The organism is Fictibacillus aquaticus (assembly GCF_002245695.1).
In the GTDB taxonomy this organism is placed as follows: Bacteria; Bacillota; Bacilli; order Bacillales; family Fictibacillaceae; genus Fictibacillus; species Fictibacillus aquaticus.
Map to the genome: position 1 here is coordinate 1,054,566 of NZ_NOII01000001.1, position 18,911 is coordinate 1,073,476.

An 18,911-nucleotide genomic window follows, 5' to 3' on the forward strand; every position below is an offset into this window, starting at 1 on the left:
AAGAGTTATATGGTAAATAATTGGGAGATTCCCCAGTTACCTGAAACATTCGAAGTATGGATAGGCGGCTTCTTCATGTTTGGATTAGCCTGTTATTATTCATTTGCTTGCTGGAGAAAATTCAAAAAAAAAATCTCACAATGAGGAGTGATAGAGATGAAGGAAAATTTAACATTTGCATGGGTGGCTGCTTGGTTTGCACTAGCGGGACAGCTTTTATTTTTTATCGGTGTCGCTATCTATACCGGAGAATGGCGTTATGTAATGTGGAGTTTCATAGTTAGTATGGCTGCAGGTGTTCCTAGTATTATTCATGTGTGGAAAGCTAAGAAAGCATTAGACTCAAAAAAGGTTAGCGAGATGTAAAAAAACTGCTGAGTCAATCTCAGCAGTTTGAGTATGTGCCCGATTATCTTTTAAGAAATAACCCTGCCAGCAAATCAGACACCCCTAACAACCCCTCTCCTTTACTCACATCCCTCATCCTTCGTACCTCAACCGGTTTAAGGCTGCTGAAGATCCTGATTAATTTTTCTTCTGTAAATCCTAAACCCCCCATAAGAGATCTCGTCCGGTACACTTCCCAATCGGATATGTCCGCTCCTCCCAATTTACCTCCTTGAACAAAACAAGTGATGCCAAAGTATCCTCCATGTTTCAATGCCTTATCTAATATCTCCAGGTAACTCATTCTCCTGTGAGGGGCGATATGGTGGAAGCAGCCTGAATCATAGATGAGATCGTATGCGCCTTCTTCTAAATCTAGGTTAAAGATATTTTTATGTATAAAATTGATGGGCAAGTTCCGTTCCCTTGCACGTTCTCTTGCCCAGTCAAGTGAGCTTTGCGATAGATCAACCGCATCCACTTCAAATCCATGTTCCGCTAAGAATATCGCGTTTCTACCCGCTCCGCATCCTAGGTCTAATGCTCTTCCTGGAGTTAAAATGCCTTCTTTAATATAAGCTTTAAGGTTTTCATCCGGGGTGTCAGCAAATATCGGAACAGGCTTACTTCGATCTTGGTAAAATTCATCCCAAAAAGCCTCAGGTTCTCTTAAAAGTGAATCTAGCATCTTCATTAAATCTTCATAACTAGCAATTGTTTCAGTCATCATGCAGCTCCTTTCATCTATTACCTTTATTTTACTTAATAAAGCAGCCGCTAACGTTACCAGCGATTTACAGTTAGATTATTTCGGATTTATTCCTCGAGGTCTACTAAGCGATTTTTTTCAATTTAAAGGAATCTAGTATCCCGTAATTGAAATATAAACCAATCGCTAATAGCTGTATTCCTCCCATTACTTTAAGCCTTAAAAAGAGAATTTACGGACTCTAGAAGACAAGTAAGTTAGGTATCTAGAGCCCGCTACATTACAAATATTACAGTTATATTACTCAAAGTTTAGGTGTTATCCAGAAGGAGTGCTACGAATGAGTCTTGCTAGTTACGTAGGATGTAATGTAAAAATAAATTTTAGTGATCAAAAACCAGACAACCTCATATATTTCGGTCCTTGTTTTGCAGATGATGACCATTTGGAAAATGTGAAAAAACATCAATTTTCAACCCCGTTTGTTTATGAAGTTTCTAGTTCTTGGGGAATTGAACTGACAGAACATGTTTACAAACCGACATTAAAGGAATCAAAGGAAAAGTTATTGGAGCTGTGCAGAATCATGGACGGTTACCTAGCTAAAGGAGATTGTTTTGAATTGTACAGTTGCTGGATTGAAGATGAATGTGACCCGCGGGAAGGTAAATTAACTCTGCCGATAAGCGGTTTTGACGTTGATCAATTAAAGCTGCCTGCTAAAACCTTGGTTCGATTTGAAAAATGATATTTGATTGCACATCACTCCATTATGTAAAATGAGGAGAAATATTCTTAAGATTGGAGTAATGAATGGTCTATTTAATTGACGGCAATTTTATTATATTACTAGGGTTAGCAACCTATCTTATTATAAGAGGAATAATGGTTTTGCGGCGATTCAAGAGAAACAGCACTGTCTATTGGATAAAAGAAACCGTACAAGTCCTCTTCGTCCTTTACCTTTGTATGCTTGTTTCCGTGACGCTATTTCCAATATTCCTTCATTTTCAGCCCGAAACAAATAATTTATCTTATAGCACCAATTTTGTACCTTTAGCCTCCATTATGAAAGATATGAGTCAAGTAGGTACAGCCTACGGTGGAGATGTCCTATTTATGATTAAAACCATAATAAGGAACGTCGGCGGCAACATCTTTTTGTTCTTCCCTTTAGGATTTATTTTGCCACTTCTTTTTCATAAATTCAGATCAGTTAATCGAACTGTTTTAATTGGATTTGTTATTTCAATTTCCATTGAGTGCCTGCAATTTCTAGAAACCTTCAGCGGTATGTATCTGAGAACGACTGATGTAGACGATGTGATTTGTAATGTATTAGGTGTGTTATTAGGATTTCTATTGTATAAAATTTACTGCAAAATAAGCTATCAATTGCATTTGAAAGTCTTGCGTAAATGGATGGCTTGATTGGGAAGCAAATTTCACAATTAAAAAGGAGTACGCAAGGGAATAACGTTTGAGGGTGGACGTAAATGTATCAGCAAATTCAGATAGAAAACTGGTTATTAGAGATTGATATTCTTAGAACGCGTGAGTTTTATAAAAATGGCCTTGAGGTATGCAATTGCTTATATTGCAACAATTATATTGCAGCTAGTAAAAGTTTTGACTCTTCTGTTGTTTCATTGTTTCACAGTTTAGGAATAACCTCTTCATTCCCAGCGCATCTTTCAGAGTTTCCTGCAACTGAAGAAGGAATGCGAATGTACATCGGCGTTTATCATGCTGTAGGCAGAGTTCTTAATGGGGAATTGTGTGCAACCTCTAACTGGACGGAAAAGAGTACCTTCCAAATAGACAACTTCACTTTTGGTTTCTCCGATGAAACAGAATTTGTTCCAGAAGGGCTCCCATCTCCGGTTCTCCAACTTAAATTTGAGGCTCATATTCCTTGGGTACTTGAAGAAAAGCCAGATGAATTTTATTGATTATACAAAGAAAAGGCGTACGCATCGTACGCCTTTTTGTTATAGCTCAAAGAAATAATCAAGTGCATAAAAAGCTCCTATTGTAATCAAAATGTAGCCAATTATACGGTTGACTTTTAAGGCCATATCGCTTGGTTCGGCATCTTTTAACTGCCAGCCTATAGATGTTTCCCAAATAAAATATGGATACTTAACAAAGAATAAGCCTATCAAAACAACCAATACACCAACAACTGCATCCATATTTCATCCCCATTTCTAATTATTTCCCTTGATGATATCATACGGTGGAATAATATGGATGGTTTCATTTCAGTCAGCTTAAGCTACTATTAATTATTTTCATAGTCCCTCATCCACAATTATTTCCCGCCTGCTCCGGGAAATGGTTCCGTACCCCATAACTAGCCCTGACACAACATACAAAAAGGAGGCGACGTAGAACAGGCTGCCAATGGTAAGAAAGTCGATTAGGTAGCCGGTAGCAATGACAGCTGCAGCTCCCCAGATGGTCGTCCAAAGGTGGTACTTCCCTACCCTCTTGCCTGCTGCGGCTTCATCGTTCTGCCTCGCGAACACCGTTTTCTCTGTTGTTTTCTGCACCGCACCGAGCACGCCCATCACGATTTGCAGTACATACAGCTGTCCGACGTTCTCGATGATCGGCACCACAAGCATCATGCCTGCCATCCCCCATGTGTAGAGCAAGAGAAGCCACTTATCACCAACTCGGTCCGAGAGCCTTCCAACGACCGGGTGCGCCAGGGCTGCGGTCAGCGCAAACAGTCCGTATGCCCAGCCGAACTGTGCGTAGCTGTCGCCGATGTTGCGAATGAGCAGCAAATAAAACGGAAAGACCATCGAGCTTGCGGTCATCATGATACTTTGTGATGTGACGAATGTTTTATAGTTCATTTTCCGTACCTCTTATAAAATAAATTTTGGAATCGTTCTTCAGGATCATATTTCCGCTTTGCCTGGAAAAACTCCTGTGCCCGCGGGTAAGCTTCCTCCAGCTGCTCCTGACTCGGATACTGGTAATATGGCAAATAATAGCTTCCGTCGTGCGCGAGTGTTACGTCAATCATCTTCCGCACCACCTTCTCCGTTTTCTTGATGTCTTCCTTACTCCGGCCTTGGTTAATGAGCAGAACAAGTGCAAACATATCATCCTTTGCATACGACAGCACTGCATCCTCATCGTGCCCCACATACCGAACACTAATGTTTAGCAGGTTCAGCTCTTCTTTTTCAAGCAGTGCCCGCAAATCATCAACATAAGCCGCATAGTTATCGAACGGCACAAAATACTCCTGCAGCAGCTCCGTCTTGTTCCCGTTCTCATATTCCATGAATGCCGAGTCAGAACGCATCACATTGTTGCGCGTCTGCAGCTTGCCATCCTTCTTCATAAAATAATCACGCTGCGTTTCCCAAAGGGTGTTCTTGCCCCAGTCGCTATAGCGCGACAGCCCAAGCATCATCTTTGGCAGCACGATATCTTCCTTCTCGCGCAGCTTGCAGTATTTCTCCCGCTTACTCTGATCGCGGTACAGTACATAATCCGTCGCATACATCTCTTTTAAAAATGTATCAGGCGCAACAGAAAGTCTCGCTATATGCATCCGCACATCAGATTTACTCTTCACTTTTCCGTTAAAATAATCGCTGTATTCGTCGTAGTCCATCTGTGCAGTTCGGAGCTGGTACAGTTCATCATCCGCAAGGTTAAGCGAGACATCGAGGATAACGCCGAACAGTCCATAGCCGCCAATCACAAGCGGAAACAGCTCACTGTTCTCGCTGCGGCTGACGTTGATCACAGTGCCGTCTGCCCGCAGCAAGCGAAACGAATCCACCGTATCAATGAGCGAGCCGTATGTGATGTCACGGCCGTGGACATTCACACTGAGCGAGCCGCCAACCGTGAAGATGTTCTGCGACTGCATTACCTGTACTGACAATCCGTACGGGTTCACGGCGTTCTGGATATCCCGCCATGTGGCTCCGCTCTGAACGGTAATCTTCTTCTGCTTTCGATCAAGGTGAAGGATCTTGTTATACCCCTTCATGTCGAGCATCACAGCACCTGGGTACATCGTCTGTCCGCCTTGGCTATGCTGCATGCCGGCGATTGAGATGGTGTCTGACGTGTTTTTCATCCACTCCTGCAGTTCATAACTGTCCTGTACACTTCGGACTTCCTTCACCATCGTCGGAAGCAGACGGCCAACATCCCTAACATTCACCTGAGACTGCTGCTCTGAATAAATGGTCATACTCCCCGCAGCAGCAAGCCCATACACCAGCAGCGCACACGCCAGCACTTTTTTCTTCATCAACAACAGCCTCCAAAAGTTCTCTTTAAGTGTATATTTACACTTTTAACAAGAATTGTAAAGTTCTTTTTTAGTGGATGGGGTCCGGTACCATTTCAGAAGAATCCGCACACGAAGCTAACTCACCAGAAATGGTACCGGACCCCGTTCTTAGTCAAGTGCTTTTAGTAGCAGAAAATGGTAAATATTTGTTATTATTTAGAAAATAGAGAAAAAGAAAATATTTAGGGGGGATTTTTCTGAAAGTACGTTCTGTTTTAGGAGAAAGCCTGCTGTTTTTTGTGATGTCTGTGATTGGCATCGTACTTCTGGGATCGGTACCATTTTTGTTTAACGGAATGAATTTCGACACCGCGAGCTATTTAACGGGAATTGAAGAGGTTATCTCGAAGCTTCTGCATCCTTCAGAGATCATGTATCAAGCGCCCGATTTTATTAATCGGCCGATATTCCCACTCGTTTGGGACTTTTTTATCTACTCTTCAACCATTCTGTTTTCGGCCTTTACCATCGCAGTCGTGCTGGCGCTGATAGTGGCTTTAATTATCTTTTTACTCCCAGAAAGCTGGATTCGGAAAATCCGAGTCAGCCTTTTCATGCTCGATTCATTTCCAGACGTGCTCGTAGCCATAGCTGTACAGTTCTTTGTTATATGGTTTTTTCAAAAAACGAACTTTCTTCTGTTCCAAGTGGTCTCTATAAATGGAGCGAAAACATATACTTTGCCTATTATCTGTCTGGTAATCCTTCCTTTCATGATGTGCCTGCGCATCATCCTACTGACGATTGGTGAGGAATATAGCAAACAGTATGTAGAAACAGCGCGGTCTATTGGCTTAAAAAAATTCCGCATCCTCTGGCGCCATGTGCTGCCTAACGCGTTAGTAAGCGTCTTTCATCATACGAAAACCATCCTTTGGTTCATGCTGTCCAACTTGTTTATCATAGAGTATATCTTCAACATAAAAGGAATCATGTACTTCATGATGTTGACCAAGAAACCGGAAATCTTTACAGTCTGTATGCTCCTCATGTTCGTGCCGATGTTTTTGTTCTTCACGGCAGGAAGACTGATTACCTCGAAATGGGAGGGAGAGAGTATATGAAGAGCATAGTGAAACAGCCTCTGTTTTGGATCGGATTCCTCATCATAGCAGGAATTCTAGCATTCAGTTTTTATCATAAGTATGTGATGAACAACGTGATACCTGAAGATCAATTCCGCTACGATGAACGAGAGCTGCCGATTGATAAAGCCCCTTTTACACCTGATAAAATTAACTGGTTCGGCACGAATCAGTTTGGAACTGACTTGTTTTATATGATGGTTTCAGGAGCAAAGTACACGATCGGCATAGCGCTCGGCGTGGCACTTGCCCGTTTGCTGCTATCCTTTTTTGGCGGCCTCGTGCTCTCCTGGTTTAAGTTCGGCGGCCGATTCATAACCGGGAGTGTGCAAGCTTTCTATTACCTGCCATCCGTCATGCTCGTCTATCTCATCGTCTCACCGATTATCATGACCACAGGATACTCTTTAATGGAAAAAATATTATTTGAAATGTTGATTATGGTTCTGATTGCTGTTCCTCTTCTAAGTGTTCTAATAAAAGAAGAGATCGGAATCATCAGCCAAAATGAGTTCATAATGAGCTCACGCCTCATGGGAGCAGGATATCTACACATTTTTTGGAAACATGTATTACCTCATCTCAAAGGAAGGCTCCTTGTTGTTTTCTTGCAGCAGGTTATAAGTACTCTTAATCTAATGGCACAACTCGGTGTCCTATCGCTTTTTGTCGGCGGAACAATAATGAGGGAGTTTTCCGAAGAGTTTAAGCTGCCTGTTTCTTTGTCAAATGAATGGTCCGGTCTTATCGGAGGAGCCTGGTATCAGCTGAACCTCTATCCACATCTCGTCTTTTTCCCAGTACTCGGCTTTGCCGTCTGTATCCTGGCCTTCAACTTCATGCTCGAAGGACTGCGCCGTGCAATGGATGAGCCGAATGTAGTAAAGAGAAGGTCAACAGCCGATGAAACTGGCACAAATACATCACTCGACACCTCAAGCTTTCAGTTTTTGGACAATAAGAAAGCTGTATAAATGAAGAGAAAGGAACATTACCCATTTGAATAAGAAGGATCTTGCTGAGCCGTTTTATCATGGATTTGAAAAAATACTAGAGTTATCGAGGAACTGCAAGTTTTCGGACTGCACGCATACAAACGAGACTGGCTGTGCCGTTACACAATCCATTTCTGAAGGCACTCTTTCAGAAGAAAGTCTGCATCACTATCACCGCGAGAAAAACGAAGCCGACTATTTATCGAGTCAAAAGAATAAAACGAAGGCGATCGATTATATGAAGCAAAGAAAGCTTTTTAAAAGGTAGCTTACAAAAGGACCTCCTAACCGGAAGTCCTTTTCTTATTGACATCGGTTCCCTTAGCTGCCCACCTTGCATACCTTGATAAAATCAAATCATCAAGAGGTGGTTTCTTTGGAAAGCAGCAACTCAGTGGAATGTTTTGAGCCGTTTATCAGCCCTAACCCAAAGACTTCGTATAATCCGGTGCAGATTTCTCCTACCATTCACAAAAGTGCGTTCGTCAGTCCTTTAACAGCTGTGATCGGGGATGTGACATTAAGAAAAAATGTGTTTGTCGCTCCTCTTGTCAGTATTCGAGCAGATGAAGGAACGCCGTTTTATGTCGGGTCAAACACGAACCTTCAAGATGGCGTTATTCTCCATGGAATCGTAAATAAGTTTGTTCGTGTTGATGGGAAAAAGTATTCCATCTTCATCGGCAAGGAAGTGTCCGTCGCACACGGCGCTCTTATCCACGGTCCTTGTTTTATCGGACATAAAGTGTTTGTTGGATTCAAAACCATCGTTTATGACGCGATTGTCGGGAACGGTGTCTTCATAGCAAACAATGCGGTCGTGACCAATGGTGTCCGCATAGCCGATAACCGGTTCGTTCCCCCTGGTGCGTATATCGATACACAACAAAAAGCTGACGCCCTCCCTCCTGTTCCAGCCGGCAACCGGGAATTTGCTGAAGCCGTTCAGCGCGTCAACCAAGAATTCCCGCCAGCTTACCACATATTATGCGGAGACAGCCGCTGCTCCTGCGGAATCGCCTACAACAAAAGCGAAAAAAGGGATTCAGAATAGGGTGTTTCTTTTTTGGGGTACGGTACTCATGGTACCGTACCCCAAAAACGTTATACCGTATAGGTACATACGCTCAAAACCCGCTTCCTGAAAAGGAATTTCTTTTCCAGTGCAGAAGTGGGTAGTGATACCACTTATGGCTAAGGAGGTTTCACAAATGAACGAGCAAATGCTGTCTATTAATAAAGTTGAAATATGTTCAGAAAGCTTCGGCAACCCGAAGGACCCTCCCATTCTATTGATCATGGGAGCGATGAGTTCATTAGACTGGTGGGATGAGGAATTCTGCCAGCGCCTGGCGGATCAAGGACGCTTTGTCATCCGGTACGATCATCGCGACCTTGGACAATCGGTAACGTACGAGCCTGGTACCTCGAACTACACGATCAGCGACTTGGCTGACGATGCTATCGGTGTTCTAGATGCTTATTCCATTGAGAAGGCTCATATCGTTGGCATGTCAATGGGCGGCATGCTCAGTCAGATTCTTGCCATTCAACATCCAGATCGCGTTTTAACGATTACACTTATTGCCTCTAGCCCGTTCGGAAAAGAAATGGAGAAACTGCCCCCGATGGATCCAAGCATTCTCGAATATCATGCGAAGAGTGCTTCAATAGACTGGTCTAATATGGAGGCGGTCATTGACTATCTGGCAAATGGCTGGAAAACGCTATCCGGCACCAAGCACTTCGAGCAAGAACGAATGATGAAGCTGGCAGAAAGAGAAGCGACACGCGCAAAACAGCTGCCGAGCCGCTTTAATCACGCGTTGCTGCAAGGCGGTGGCGAGTATTACGACAGATTGGATGAGATTACCGTACCTGCACTTGTTATTCACGGTACAGACGATCCCGCTCTGCCGTACGAGCATGGACTTGCACTGGCAACATCCATTTCCCATGCGGAATTTATTACACTTGAAGGAACAGGTCACGAGATTCATAGTGAAGACTGGAATCAAATTATCGTTTCCATTGAGAAACATAGTTCAAGATAATACGAAAAGGGGCTTCCCATCATTGGGAGCCCCTTATTTATTATCGCTTCTGCGTATAAATCTTCCCTTTCCCTTTTACCCAATAGCCATCATTCTTTTTAGACAGGACAATATAAATTGGGATATTAGGTTTATGACCGTAATTTACGACTTTACCTCCACACTCTGGAATCCACTTTCTGGAGAGCAGTGTATCGCGGCCCCATGACACATTGTGCCGTATATCCACTCTCATTTTCTTCCCTTTTCGGCATTTGTACGAATCAAACACAAACACGATATCGTTTTGTGATTTGATCATCCGGTCTCCGCCTCTTAAGGTTGTATCATAGCTATATTTGAATTTTTTGTAGTAGGCTAGTACACTTTCTGCAGAGAAAATAGCAGTTAATAAAATCACGAACGGTAATAAGAAACTGAGCTTCCTCTTCATCTTAATTACCTCCAAATGTTTTATTAACATAATATTATGACGATTCACTAAACAAAGAAAGGTAAGATATACCTATTTATAGTAAAAAATATCCAAGTTATTTATTTTGTAAGAAAAATAATAATTTCATAAGAAAAGAAGCTTTCAATAATGAGAGCTTCTTTTATCCAATACCGTTATTTAAAACCCATTACCTTGAAAAAGAAGACGCGGGATAAATACAACTATAAATAAAAGAACAATAATTGATAGAACGATCCAAAAAGTCACTTTCAAGTTTTATCACCCTTTTGATTTATAGCAGATTTTATCTCTATGTAGTCGTTTTATTGTTCCCTAGATACTTATATTCTTCACTTTCTTCTCATAAAGCCACGACCACGCGAGTGCGATGAGAATGTTGGCTGACATATGATAAAAGTCCCCAATCCACGCATAAGCAACACCGGATATAATCGTCGAACTGAAATGAGCCAATATTCCTGCCTTTAATATAGATAAATTTGGCATGACAAAATCACTCCTGTGCAGGTATTTTTTTTATAATGTAAAAAACGCAATAAGGTTGTGATTGAGATGAATTCGGAATGCTTAGGATGCAGGCTCTCGAATAGAATAGAGTCTGTTCATGTTGTATATGAGGATGACCATGTTTGCTGTATTTTAGACCATGATCCTTTTAATGAAGGGCACGTGTTAATTCTGCCAAAAGTACATGTTGAGGATGTCGATAAACCGCAAACGCCGTCATGCACGCTTCCAGACACATCGCTAAGGCAATTAAAACGCTGTATCAGCCGGACGGAATCACCATCTGTCAGAACGGCGGCATTTTCAGCGAGCTTACTCATTTCCACATGCATGTCGTACCAAGATACAAGCACCAATCGTTCGCCGACTTTTATCAGGATACCCCTTTTAACAACGAAGATACGAAGAAAATGCTGCACGTAACAAAAACTAAATTGAGTTCAGAAATCCACGCACTGCTTTAATTGCTGTGCGCTTTTTCTTATGTATTTAAATTACCATATAAGGAAAATCATTTCCATATTACTTTTCTAACAAAAATGTGGAATGTGTAGGAGTATGGATTGTGCTGATCAGTAATCCCCTTCTCTACCGACACTTCCTCCCATTCATTTTCTTCCCACTCCGGAAAGAACGTGTCGCCTTTAAACGCATGATGAATCTTCGTGATATACAGCTTCTCAGCATATGTCATGAACAGCTTGTAAATTTCCTCACCGCCGAAAATGAAGATCTCTTCTTCCTCAGCACACATCTGGAAAATGTCTTCCACCGACCATGCCATCTCGCAGCCTTCTATTCTTACATTCATATCCCGTGTCATCACAATATTCCGCCTGCCTGGCAGCGGCCGGCCAATGGAATCATAGTTCTTCCTGCCTAAAATAATCGTGTGGCCGCTTGTTGTTTTCTTTACGTATTCCCAGTCCCGCGGAATCCGCCAAGGGATGTCATTGTCTTTCCCGATTACGCGGTTACTTCCCATTGCTGCGATCATGGAAATTTCCATCTCCTAACCTCCTGTTATATCCCAATAATAGATTTATTTTTCAGTAGTCATAAGGTACTATTAAATAGTAAAAAAACGACATAAGAAGGAGAGTCATCGATGTTTAAGAAGTTTGTGAGTTTAGCAGCTGTTTTAGCTTTGCTGCTTTCATTCAGCCTTACTGCCCCAAGCGCGTATGCGTATTCCTCTTCTCTCGCGAAGAGCTATGAAAGCCCGAAAGTTTCAAATGTACATAACGTAGCCTTAGGCTATAACGGCTACAAAGGAACTTATTCTTCAAAAGAATTTAAGCTATATAACGGCAGCAACCGTCAGCTGTTCCACTACAAGACAAGGAACACGATTACTGCGGCAAAAATTGCGAAGGACACTTCTGTTTACCTTATCGAAGAAATCAACTCGAACAAAGTTTACCTTACTGCCCTCTTCTCGAGCGGAAAGCTGAAATGGAAGAAAACTCTCGCTTACGGCAGTGCAGGACTGGATGTCACACCTGGCGGAAAGCTGTTCTTTCACGGATTCAATTTAAAAGCCAGCAACTGGCATCTGTTTAACATCGAAACAAAATCAGGCAACAGCCTGTGGATCCGTACTTTTTCAGGACAAGCCTTTTACACTGGAACAGGCAATGTGATTGACCTCGACTATTATGACAATCAAGATCATGTAAAAGTTCTCGGAACATCTGTAAAAGGGAGACAATTACTGTCACACCCAATCGAGGACGGATATGATTATCAGTACGCAATCACATCTCTGCAGGGCAACTATGCGGTCATCGCGCAAAAAGGCGCTCTTGCCGACTATTATATTTATCTTTTCGACAAGTCGAACAGGCTGTTGAACTCGTTTAACTTTAAGAGCGACCACCGCGGCATGCAGTATAACGACAAAGGTGAGTTCGTGATCGCGTATGACTGGCGCTCGCTTAAGCTTCGCTGGTTTGATGTAACAGGCAAGATGGTATCAAACGTCACAGTTCCAAGCACAGTGAACAGAGCCATAACGAATACAAGAGCTGTAAAAGTGGACAGCTACAAGAACATCTACTTCCTAAACGAATACAGTGTTCCAGATACGTTCTCGTTATTTAAAGTGACGAAGGATGGAAAGCTGACAGCGAAGACGTCGATTAAAGGACAGCGGCTCGTGAACACGTTTGATTACGTTGAGTACCGCCAGGACTTCTCTAAAGGTCTGTTGTTCCAGCGCTACTACAATGGCAGCTACATTTACTCACATTATACGTACAGATAAGTTCAAACAGCTGATGGCTACTACAATGCCCTCAGCTGTTTTTCTTTTCTACACTTTTTTTAGTTTGAAAGTAAACAGCCGCCAACATAAACACCATTCCAAAACCATAGCCGGCAGTAACAGCGTACTCCACAGAATTCTTCAGCGCGTACCCTCCCATGATGGAAAAACTGAACAATAGGATAAAAAAGACGGTATAGTTTTTGGACATAATAAGCGCTTCCTTTTTTCCAATATTATACTACACCCTTTCCCACTCCTCCGCTAAAATAAAGATAATAAACAGACAGGAGCCAAGTTCATGAGAAAAGTGGAAGTACTCCCTTTCAGCAAGGATTGGAAGAAAAGGTTTGAAGAAGAAGCACAACAGCTGCGAAACGTATTCGGCGATCTTATCATTGCGATCCACCATATCGGCAGCACATCGATTCCAGGTCTTGCGGCAAAACCGGTCATTGATATCCTGCCTGTTGTGAATGATATTGAGGCGGTTGATCGCTACAACGAGCAGATGGTGCAGATGGGCTATGAGCCACGTGGGGAATATGGCATTTCAGGCCGGCGGTATTTCCCTAAAGGCGGGAACGAGCGCACTCACCATGTGCACGCGTATGAAGACGGCAGCCCGGAGATTGAGCGCCACCTGGCTTTCCGCGATTATCTAAGTACACACGAAACAGAAAGAGAACAATACAGTACTCTTAAACTCGAGCTCGCCAAACAGTTTCCGCACGACATCGAATCGTACATTAAGGGCAAGCACGAACTTGCACAAAGCATAGACACCAGAGCCAGTGAGTGGTACAAAAAACAGCAAGCACGCTAAACGGTAAGCGTGCTTGCTGTTTCTTCTTTATACCGCTGGCGCATCCATTCCTGGAGTTCAACATGATTCATTCCTTTGCGCATTCTGGCGACAGCTTTTCCCTTCATAATCTTCTTTCTTACAGCAATCAGCTCATCCTGCCTCGCGTACAGCAGCTCTGCCATCTTGAACGTGTCCTCTAATACGAGTGATAAATCCCAGCTTTGATGCTCTGATTTTTCCGCTGTAAAATGGGGATCTCGCCTATGAAACTCTCTCATGCCCCATGTGTAATGCAACATTGCTTCTTTTGCTATGTATTCTTCAAACAGGACATTAAACCAGCTTCCATTATGCACGCCAGTCAGCGCAATAAATGGAGCTCTTTGGCCATGTCCGTCACAGCTGCTGATGCCGTTAATGCCAACCGCACTCAGCGCTTTGCATAAAGCCGCCACACCGGTCTCAAGGACAAACGTATCAATCTTATAACTGTGATCACGCTTCGCAAAAGACCTCCAATACTGCCCCAGCGGAGTGCCGCCTGCTTCATGGTTCCGAGCAGGATACCAACTTAGCTTGTATGCCTGCTCTTCCGTCAGCTTTTCGGACTGAGGAACAATGAGCCGGTCCTCAATTGCAAAAGAGATTTGCAATTCCTCAAAGACTTTCGTCAATTTATCCAGTTCACTCGCATGATTACCCCGGCTGAAATAAATGCCGCCTTCACCTTTTCTCACTATAAACCCTCTGTACTGCAGCGCCTTCAGCAAATTTGCATTCATAACAACCCTCCCTTTTTATTATGTATCGGTAAAAAAAATAAAATAGTTAACGAACGATTAAGCCTGAATTACTTCTTTTTCTTCCCGCTTTTTCGAGTCAAAAACATAACAAGTGCGATAACAGTGAGAGCAAGCGTGCAGCTGGCAGCGAACATAAATGCCAGGCCAAGCCCGATGTTAGCCCCGATTAAAGGGTTCACATAATCATCATACAGTGCGTAAGGATACATCAGCGAAATCATAAGAACCAAACCATAGAAAAGGAGAGTTTTTACATTAAGCGAAGGCTTTGAGATTACAGCCGCAGCGGCAATGTTAAGCAGTAACATAAGCACCGGTACAACCCATACATTAGTCATCTGTTTCCCCCTCCAGACTGTATGACTTATTTATATAGCACTGCTTCCCATTAAATAACAAAAGCACCCGATCCTTTTCAACATCGGGTGCCTTTACTTAATATTTTATAAGCCGTTCGCTCACACGCTCGCTAATGACAAAGCGGTAATGCGCGGTGCGGTGCAGTTTAATTTCTAGTGAATATTTAGACTGCGGAATAAGAATATGTGACCCATTTGAGAAGATAACACGGCTTAACTCGCTTTCTTTTGCCTCAATACGCTGAACATGAGTTTGAGAAAGCCAGATGCAAGATGAATTTTTCGGTGACTCTACTGGAAAGAAAAAGATGCCGAGCTGGGCACTGATCATTATGGGAGCTAGACTGCTGAATCCCATTGCCTGCCTAACTGCTTCACGCTGCCCTTCATACGTACTGCCCAAGTATATACAGCTCTCATTCAAAACTTTAAGAGGCGGTTTTTCAACATAAAGATTCTGGTCCTCTTCCCATACTTCTGTCATTGGTTTACCTTCTTCATTATGATACGGAAGGAGAGCCATCGTGTTAGTATGAATTTCATACGATTTCAGCTGTTTTGATTTTTTCATTCAACAACCCCCTATATAGTGGAGGGCCATTAAACAGTGTTTGTTTTTTAAGAGTTTCATAATTAAAATTCACGCCATGAAAAATCCATTTCAATTTCTCTGTTGCGCAGTAAGTAGTCACAGCGGATTTGGGCTGTTTTTTGAATTTTTGTTAGTAAAGAGTTGCGTGCTTGAGGAACATCGATTGAAGTACGGTTATGAAAAACCAAGGTGGAGTTTTTAGAATCAATTGACTTAACTGTTCTCACATTAGGATGCGACACCCAAATACATTTTTCTGAGGTAGGTGACTCTAGAGGGAAGAAACACAATCCATATGTTTCACTGATTAAAACCGGGGTAAGAGTCCTATTGCCGATCTGCTGGCGAATAGCATCAATTCGTCCTTGATATGTAGAGCCAAATAACAGACAGTTGTCTTTAATAATGTTCATCGGTGTTTCAGCAACATAAACAGTCCGTCCAAACTCACGGACTTCAGAATACAAATAACCATACTCATTAAAATACGGCAATATTGCCATTGTGGCCCTAGAAATTTCATACTCCGACATATACTGCAACGATTGCATTAACTGGCCTCCAATATGATAGATTTAATAAACCCATTACCAATTACCTATTAACCACTTTAATTATTTCACTATTTACCTCCTTCCAAGGATTATATTACTAAATAGTCAGATTATTGTCTACAACTTTTTACGTGTTAAATTAAATAAAAAGGCTTGCAGAAAAATTCACCTGCAAACCCTAAGAGATTAATTTACTAACAGTCTTTTATTTTCTTTCTTGGCAAAGTAATCTTTCAATCTGTATTCTGTAATCTCATACGTCCAATTATAAAGAAATAGCTTTGATTCCTCACTTATTGCTGTATTTACTTTAAAAGTATTTTCTTTAAAAGTTAACATTCCATTAGAGCTGCCGCTCCACTTAGTCATAGGCATGGTAGCAATAAGCCTGCTTACTTTTTTCTCATTAAACTCCCAGAGTTGCTTTGTTCCTTTATCAGAGAAATCAATAATCTTCCGGAAATTTTTTTCCGTTAAATAACAATGAAAATATCTTGCCGCTTCTTCAGGAGTAACAGGATCTAGCCAGCGGTCGACACCCCTTGAAAGCATGTATTTTAATAAAACCATTTTATAGCTTTTGTTCATTCCTGTTTTTTCTACTTCAATTAACCAGTCTTCATGCTTAAGGAAAGCTTGTTTTTCAAATTCTGACAGTTCATCCATCCAATAAAGAAATCCTACATAAGTTTTAAATTCCTGTCTGATTTCTTGGCTCGGTGCGTTTCCTTGCAAGTGCATTTCTTTGTATGTCGGCCGGCGTCCAAGCTCTCTCTTTAATTCAAAATACGCTTCGCGGAGTTTTTCTTTTCTCGGCTGCTTTATCCTTTGCAATTCTTTTAATAGGTTTACAGCTTCTAAGTCGAAATCTATAACACAGCCGGCTGGCGCTGTTGGTATAACGGTACCTGGTCTTTTTTCTCCAGATGGTTGTGTATTAAACAACTGCATTTTAATATCCGCATTTCGATAGTTTCCAATTAAATCAATAATATTGCAGTAGTTCTTGTCTTCATGTAATCGTAGTCCCCGTCCCACTTGCTGGGTAAAAACGGAAAGTGATTCTGTAGGCCTGACAAATAAAAGTGTATCGACTGAAGGAATATCCACGCCTTCATTAAAGAGATCTACGGTAAAAATGATATCCAGCTGTCTATCAGCCAATTTCCTGATAGCGTCTCCCCGACTCATTTCAACCGTTTTTGAATTTAAACTTACCGTCTTCACTCCACGAGTCGCAAAATAAGAAGATAAAAAGTTTGCCTGTCGGATTGATGAGCAGAAGGCAATGGTTCTTGTCTGCTTATGTTTAGACCACGCATTAAATACCTTTTCTGCCATTTCATCTTTTAGCTGAACTGCCAGTAATTCCTCTTCATCATACCGGTTGCCAAGCCAAGTGATTTGCTTATAATCTGTATCATCATAGACACCGTAATAATGAAACGGTGCAAGCCATTGATTTTGAATTGCTTCTATAAAGTGAATCTGATAAGCAACATTTCCGGCACAGATAGCATAGACATCCTTGCCATCCATCCGGTCAGGAGTAGCTGTTATGCCCAACAAAAATTTCGGTTTGAAATAATCTAGAGCTTTTTGATAAGTTTGTGCGGCTGCATGATGAAATTCATCGACTACAATAAGATCAAAGCTATCAGATTCAAAGACTTCCAAATGGCGCTGCATTCCCAATGTATAGATAGAAGCAAAAACAAAGTCAGTCTCCCCTTCTTTGCTTTTCCCATTATAGATACCCGCTGTTTTATCAGGCATGATATGCAGGAAAGAACGCTTCGCCTGATAGAGAATCTCTTCTCTATGCGCAATGAATAACACACGTTTAAAATTCTGGGCAAAGAACCCGGCAAGATATGTTTTGCCGAGTCCAGTTGCCATAACTACCATCGCTTTGTCATAGCCTTCGTCCAATGTGTTTTGCAGCATGTTTAATGCTTCAACTTGAGATGGCCTAGGTGAGATGGTTTGGTAAGGCGCAACTGCTTCAGCAATCTTTTCGCCTGTTTCCTCCTTTGGACGTTCAGGAAGCATCATTCCTTCTTCCTCAGCTGCTGACCATTGTCGGACTAGATTAGGATTTTTCTGATGATACTTGTCGTATTGCTCGCGGTATTCTTTCAAAGTTTCTTTATTTAATGGAATAGTATTCGCGTGTAAAAAGGTTTTTTGAAACTCTGTAAGTGCTTCCCGAAAAACTTCAGGATCTACCTGCTCTGATAATGCAATGCTCCATTCTGTCCCGGTAGTAAGAGCAGATCTTGAAAGGTTGGAGGAGCCAATAATGTAAGAGCCGTTCTCCTCTTTAGCTTGAAATAAATAAGCCTTTGGATGAAATGACTTTCCATTGCTCTTAAATAACCTAATTTCAATATTAGGATTAATTGATTCAAGTAAATCCAGGGCATCTGGCTGAGTAATGAAGAGATAATCACCTGTGCAAATATGTATTTCAGCTCCCCGGTCAGCCGCCTCTCTTAATAACGGTGCCAGCAAGGTGACACCAGATTTCATGACAAAAGAAGTTAAAATATATATGGAATTGGAATATTTAATTCTGTCTGCAAACTCACTGTACAAGTGACTTGTTATCAGTTGAACCTGTTTCATCAATCTTCAACATCCAATAGGAAGATACGTTCTTGAAAGCCTCCGCGTTTTTCTGCTTTTTGCTGGCGAACCTCCTCTACTTTTTCTATTGAAGCACCATGAACCTTTGCTAAAGCATGCATAAGTTCCAGTAAATCAGCCAGTTCTTCAATAGCCTCTTCATTTGTAGAAGCTGCAGTATATTCATCTAATTCTTCGAAGCATTTCTTCTTTAAAGCTTCAACGAAATCTGTTTCTTCTAAAATAATTGTATTAAAAGACTTTCCTGTTTTTTTAATTATGTCTGGAATGCGGTCACGTACTAATTTTTTATAAATTGGCATAAATAACTCCTTTATATAGCAATATAAGCATTTTTTATACTAATTATGACG

Annotated in this window: 25 protein-coding genes and 1 pseudogene; 12 read left to right on the plus strand and 14 right to left on the minus strand. The window is 41.7% G+C overall.

Annotated features, from left to right (window positions below; genetic code table 11):
- The first annotated feature begins 156 nt into the window (after positions 1–156).
- Positions 157–366, plus strand: coding sequence for a hypothetical protein (locus CGZ90_RS05490; RefSeq protein ID WP_094251304.1), 210 nt, complete (start codon positions 157–159; stop codon positions 364–366).
- 43 nt (positions 367–409) lie between these two features.
- On the opposite strand, the gene CGZ90_RS05495 is transcribed toward CGZ90_RS05490, so the two are convergent.
- Positions 410–1,114, minus strand: coding sequence for a class I SAM-dependent methyltransferase (locus CGZ90_RS05495; protein ID WP_094251305.1), 705 nt, complete (start codon positions 1,112–1,114; stop codon positions 410–412).
- Between the two features lie 322 nt (positions 1,115–1,436).
- On the opposite strand from CGZ90_RS05495, the gene CGZ90_RS05500 reads away from it, so the two are divergent.
- From CGZ90_RS05500 to CGZ90_RS05510, 3 genes are all read left to right on the plus strand, one after another.
- Positions 1,437–1,844: a hypothetical protein gene (locus CGZ90_RS05500; protein ID WP_094251306.1), complete on the plus strand. Its 408-nt coding sequence runs from the start codon at positions 1,437–1,439 to the stop codon at positions 1,842–1,844.
- A gap of 65 nt (positions 1,845–1,909) precedes the next feature.
- Positions 1,910–2,527 carry a VanZ family protein gene (locus CGZ90_RS05505; RefSeq protein WP_094251307.1) on the plus strand — a complete coding sequence of 206 codons (618 nt, stop codon included), beginning with the start codon at positions 1,910–1,912 and terminating at the stop codon, positions 2,525–2,527.
- 65 nt (positions 2,528–2,592) lie between these two features.
- On the plus strand, positions 2,593–3,048 hold the full coding sequence (locus CGZ90_RS05510) for a hypothetical protein (protein ID WP_094251308.1): 456 nt from the start codon (positions 2,593–2,595) through the stop codon (positions 3,046–3,048).
- A 39-nt stretch (positions 3,049–3,087) separates the two neighbouring features.
- On the opposite strand, the gene CGZ90_RS05515 is transcribed toward CGZ90_RS05510, so the two are convergent.
- The 3 genes from CGZ90_RS05515 to CGZ90_RS05525 form a co-directional block, all read right to left on the minus strand.
- The gene (locus CGZ90_RS05515) at positions 3,088–3,291 is read right to left on the minus strand and encodes a DUF6199 family natural product biosynthesis protein (protein ID WP_094251309.1); all 204 of its coding nucleotides are present in this window, start codon (positions 3,289–3,291) and stop codon (positions 3,088–3,090) included.
- A 99-nt stretch (positions 3,292–3,390) separates the two neighbouring features.
- Positions 3,391–3,963 carry an MFS transporter gene (locus CGZ90_RS05520; RefSeq protein ID WP_094251310.1) on the minus strand — a complete coding sequence of 191 codons (573 nt, stop codon included), beginning with the start codon at positions 3,961–3,963 and terminating at the stop codon, positions 3,391–3,393.
- Positions 3,960–5,387, minus strand: a complete 1,428-nt coding sequence (locus tag CGZ90_RS05525; protein ID WP_094251311.1) for an FAD-binding protein — start codon at positions 5,385–5,387, stop codon at positions 3,960–3,962. The genes CGZ90_RS05520 and CGZ90_RS05525 overlap by 4 nt, the downstream gene beginning before the upstream one ends.
- A 284-nt stretch (positions 5,388–5,671) precedes the next feature.
- On the opposite strand from CGZ90_RS05525, the gene CGZ90_RS05530 reads away from it, so the two are divergent.
- The 5 genes from CGZ90_RS05530 (at position 5,672) to mle (ending at position 9,563) form a co-directional block, all read left to right on the plus strand.
- The gene (locus CGZ90_RS05530; RefSeq protein ID WP_094251312.1) at positions 5,672–6,493 is read left to right on the plus strand and encodes an ABC transporter permease subunit; all 822 of its coding nucleotides are present in this window, start codon (positions 5,672–5,674) and stop codon (positions 6,491–6,493) included.
- Positions 6,490–7,488 carry an ABC transporter permease gene (locus CGZ90_RS05535; RefSeq protein ID WP_165766778.1) on the plus strand — a complete coding sequence of 333 codons (999 nt, stop codon included), beginning with the start codon at positions 6,490–6,492 and terminating at the stop codon, positions 7,486–7,488. Before CGZ90_RS05530 ends, CGZ90_RS05535 begins: the two co-directional genes overlap by 4 nt.
- 25 nt (positions 7,489–7,513) lie before the next feature.
- Complete coding sequence (locus CGZ90_RS05540; protein WP_094251314.1) at positions 7,514–7,777, plus strand: ribosome small subunit-dependent GTPase A; 264 nt, start codon at positions 7,514–7,516, stop codon at positions 7,775–7,777.
- A gap of 108 nt (positions 7,778–7,885) precedes the next feature.
- Entirely contained in the window at positions 7,886–8,563 is a 678-nt protein-coding gene (locus CGZ90_RS05545) for an LbetaH domain-containing protein (RefSeq protein WP_240515350.1), read from the plus strand.
- Positions 8,564–8,720: 157 nt separating this feature from the next.
- On the plus strand, positions 8,721–9,563 hold the full coding sequence (mle, locus tag CGZ90_RS05550; protein ID WP_094251315.1) for an alpha/beta fold macrolide esterase: 843 nt from the start codon (positions 8,721–8,723) through the stop codon (positions 9,561–9,563).
- A 40-nt stretch (positions 9,564–9,603) separates the two neighbouring features.
- Here the strand turns inward: mle and CGZ90_RS05555 are convergent, their stop codons facing one another.
- Positions 9,604–9,996 carry a hypothetical protein gene (locus tag CGZ90_RS05555; RefSeq protein ID WP_094251316.1) on the minus strand — a complete coding sequence of 131 codons (393 nt, stop codon included), beginning with the start codon at positions 9,994–9,996 and terminating at the stop codon, positions 9,604–9,606.
- Positions 9,997–10,332: 336 nt separating this feature from the next.
- Positions 10,333–10,506 (minus strand): hypothetical protein, encoded by a 174-nt coding sequence (locus CGZ90_RS20650; RefSeq protein ID WP_165766779.1) that lies wholly within the window; start codon positions 10,504–10,506, stop codon positions 10,333–10,335.
- A 66-nt stretch (positions 10,507–10,572) separates the two neighbouring features.
- Here CGZ90_RS20650 and CGZ90_RS05560 point away from each other — a divergent pair.
- Positions 10,573–10,991, plus strand: a pseudogene (locus CGZ90_RS05560) (HIT family protein).
- Between the two features lie 47 nt (positions 10,992–11,038).
- Here the strand turns inward: CGZ90_RS05560 and CGZ90_RS05565 are convergent.
- Positions 11,039–11,536, minus strand: a complete 498-nt coding sequence (locus CGZ90_RS05565) for a dihydrofolate reductase (RefSeq protein ID WP_094251317.1) — start codon at positions 11,534–11,536, stop codon at positions 11,039–11,041.
- A gap of 99 nt (positions 11,537–11,635) precedes the next feature.
- On the opposite strand from CGZ90_RS05565, the gene CGZ90_RS05570 reads away from it, so the two are divergent.
- Positions 11,636–12,793 carry a hypothetical protein gene (locus tag CGZ90_RS05570; RefSeq protein WP_094251318.1) on the plus strand — a complete coding sequence of 386 codons (1,158 nt, stop codon included), beginning with the start codon at positions 11,636–11,638 and terminating at the stop codon, positions 12,791–12,793.
- A 31-nt stretch (positions 12,794–12,824) separates the two neighbouring features.
- Here CGZ90_RS05570 and CGZ90_RS05575 read toward each other — a convergent pair whose 3' ends face one another.
- A complete protein-coding gene (locus CGZ90_RS05575) occupies positions 12,825–13,004 on the minus strand; it encodes a hypothetical protein (RefSeq protein WP_094251319.1) in 180 nt (59 codons plus the stop codon).
- Positions 13,005–13,094: 90 nt separating this feature from the next.
- Here CGZ90_RS05575 and CGZ90_RS05580 point away from each other — a divergent pair, with 90 nt between their 5' ends.
- Positions 13,095–13,619, plus strand: a complete 525-nt coding sequence (locus tag CGZ90_RS05580) for a GrpB family protein (RefSeq protein WP_094251320.1) — start codon at positions 13,095–13,097, stop codon at positions 13,617–13,619.
- On the opposite strand, the gene CGZ90_RS05585 is transcribed toward CGZ90_RS05580, so the two are convergent.
- The 6 genes from CGZ90_RS05585 to CGZ90_RS05610 form a co-directional block, all read right to left on the minus strand.
- On the minus strand, positions 13,616–14,383 hold the full coding sequence (locus tag CGZ90_RS05585) for a hypothetical protein (RefSeq protein WP_094251321.1): 768 nt from the start codon (positions 14,381–14,383) through the stop codon (positions 13,616–13,618). The two genes, CGZ90_RS05580 and CGZ90_RS05585, sit on opposite strands and share 4 nt — an antisense overlap.
- A gap of 68 nt (positions 14,384–14,451) precedes the next feature.
- On the minus strand, positions 14,452–14,742 hold the full coding sequence (locus CGZ90_RS05590; protein WP_094251322.1) for a hypothetical protein: 291 nt from the start codon (positions 14,740–14,742) through the stop codon (positions 14,452–14,454).
- Positions 14,743–14,839: 97 nt separating this feature from the next.
- Positions 14,840–15,334 (minus strand): competence protein ComK, encoded by a 495-nt coding sequence (locus CGZ90_RS05595; protein ID WP_094251323.1) that lies wholly within the window; start codon positions 15,332–15,334, stop codon positions 14,840–14,842.
- Positions 15,335–15,396: 62 nt separating this feature from the next.
- A complete protein-coding gene (locus CGZ90_RS05600; protein ID WP_094251324.1) occupies positions 15,397–15,906 on the minus strand; it encodes a competence protein ComK in 510 nt (169 codons plus the stop codon).
- 189 nt (positions 15,907–16,095) lie between these two features.
- Positions 16,096–18,537 (minus strand): DEAD/DEAH box helicase family protein, encoded by a 2,442-nt coding sequence (locus tag CGZ90_RS05605; RefSeq protein WP_094251325.1) that lies wholly within the window; start codon positions 18,535–18,537, stop codon positions 16,096–16,098.
- Positions 18,537–18,860, minus strand: coding sequence for a nucleoside triphosphate pyrophosphohydrolase (locus CGZ90_RS05610; RefSeq protein WP_094251326.1), 324 nt, complete (start codon positions 18,858–18,860; stop codon positions 18,537–18,539). Before CGZ90_RS05610 ends, CGZ90_RS05605 begins: the two co-directional genes overlap by 1 nt.
- Positions 18,861–18,911 lie beyond the last annotated feature (51 nt).

Bases quoted from the DNA above. Each gene is read 5' to 3' on its own strand.
- CGZ90_RS05600 (WP_094251324.1), bottom strand. From the start codon at position 15,906: ATGCAATCGTTGCAGTATATGTCGGAGTATGAAATTTCTAGGGCCACA.
- CGZ90_RS05580 (WP_094251320.1), top strand. From the start codon at position 13,095: ATGAGAAAAGTGGAAGTACTCCCTTTCAGCAAGGATTGGAAGAAAAGG.
- CGZ90_RS05555 (WP_094251316.1), bottom strand. From the start codon at position 9,996: ATGAAGAGGAAGCTCAGTTTCTTATTACCGTTCGTGATTTTATTAACT.
- CGZ90_RS05490 (WP_094251304.1), top strand. From the start codon at position 157: ATGAAGGAAAATTTAACATTTGCATGGGTGGCTGCTTGGTTTGCACTA.
- CGZ90_RS05500 (WP_094251306.1), top strand. From the start codon at position 1,437: ATGAGTCTTGCTAGTTACGTAGGATGTAATGTAAAAATAAATTTTAGT.
- CGZ90_RS05530 (WP_094251312.1), top strand. From the start codon at position 5,672: ATGTCTGTGATTGGCATCGTACTTCTGGGATCGGTACCATTTTTGTTT.
- CGZ90_RS05520 (WP_094251310.1), bottom strand. From the start codon at position 3,963: ATGAACTATAAAACATTCGTCACATCACAAAGTATCATGATGACCGCA.
- CGZ90_RS05585 (WP_094251321.1), bottom strand. From the start codon at position 14,383: ATGAATGCAAATTTGCTGAAGGCGCTGCAGTACAGAGGGTTTATAGTG.
- CGZ90_RS05565 (WP_094251317.1), bottom strand. From the start codon at position 11,536: ATGGAAATTTCCATGATCGCAGCAATGGGAAGTAACCGCGTAATCGGG.
- CGZ90_RS05605 (WP_094251325.1), bottom strand. From the start codon at position 18,537: ATGAAACAGGTTCAACTGATAACAAGTCACTTGTACAGTGAGTTTGCA.
- CGZ90_RS05510 (WP_094251308.1), top strand. From the start codon at position 2,593: ATGTATCAGCAAATTCAGATAGAAAACTGGTTATTAGAGATTGATATT.
- CGZ90_RS20650 (WP_165766779.1), bottom strand. From the start codon at position 10,506: ATGCCAAATTTATCTATATTAAAGGCAGGAATATTGGCTCATTTCAGT.
- CGZ90_RS05610 (WP_094251326.1), bottom strand. From the start codon at position 18,860: ATGCCAATTTATAAAAAATTAGTACGTGACCGCATTCCAGACATAATT.
- CGZ90_RS05505 (WP_094251307.1), top strand. From the start codon at position 1,910: ATGGTCTATTTAATTGACGGCAATTTTATTATATTACTAGGGTTAGCA.
- CGZ90_RS05525 (WP_094251311.1), bottom strand. From the start codon at position 5,387: ATGAAGAAAAAAGTGCTGGCGTGTGCGCTGCTGGTGTATGGGCTTGCT.
- CGZ90_RS05590 (WP_094251322.1), bottom strand. From the start codon at position 14,742: ATGACTAATGTATGGGTTGTACCGGTGCTTATGTTACTGCTTAACATT.
- CGZ90_RS05595 (WP_094251323.1), bottom strand. From the start codon at position 15,334: ATGAAAAAATCAAAACAGCTGAAATCGTATGAAATTCATACTAACACG.
- mle (WP_094251315.1), top strand. From the start codon at position 8,721: ATGAACGAGCAAATGCTGTCTATTAATAAAGTTGAAATATGTTCAGAA.
- CGZ90_RS05515 (WP_094251309.1), bottom strand. From the start codon at position 3,291: ATGGATGCAGTTGTTGGTGTATTGGTTGTTTTGATAGGCTTATTCTTT.
- CGZ90_RS05570 (WP_094251318.1), top strand. From the start codon at position 11,636: ATGTTTAAGAAGTTTGTGAGTTTAGCAGCTGTTTTAGCTTTGCTGCTT.
- CGZ90_RS05495 (WP_094251305.1), bottom strand. From the start codon at position 1,114: ATGACTGAAACAATTGCTAGTTATGAAGATTTAATGAAGATGCTAGAT.
- CGZ90_RS05575 (WP_094251319.1), bottom strand. From the start codon at position 13,004: ATGTCCAAAAACTATACCGTCTTTTTTATCCTATTGTTCAGTTTTTCC.
- CGZ90_RS05535 (WP_165766778.1), top strand. From the start codon at position 6,490: ATGAAGAGCATAGTGAAACAGCCTCTGTTTTGGATCGGATTCCTCATC.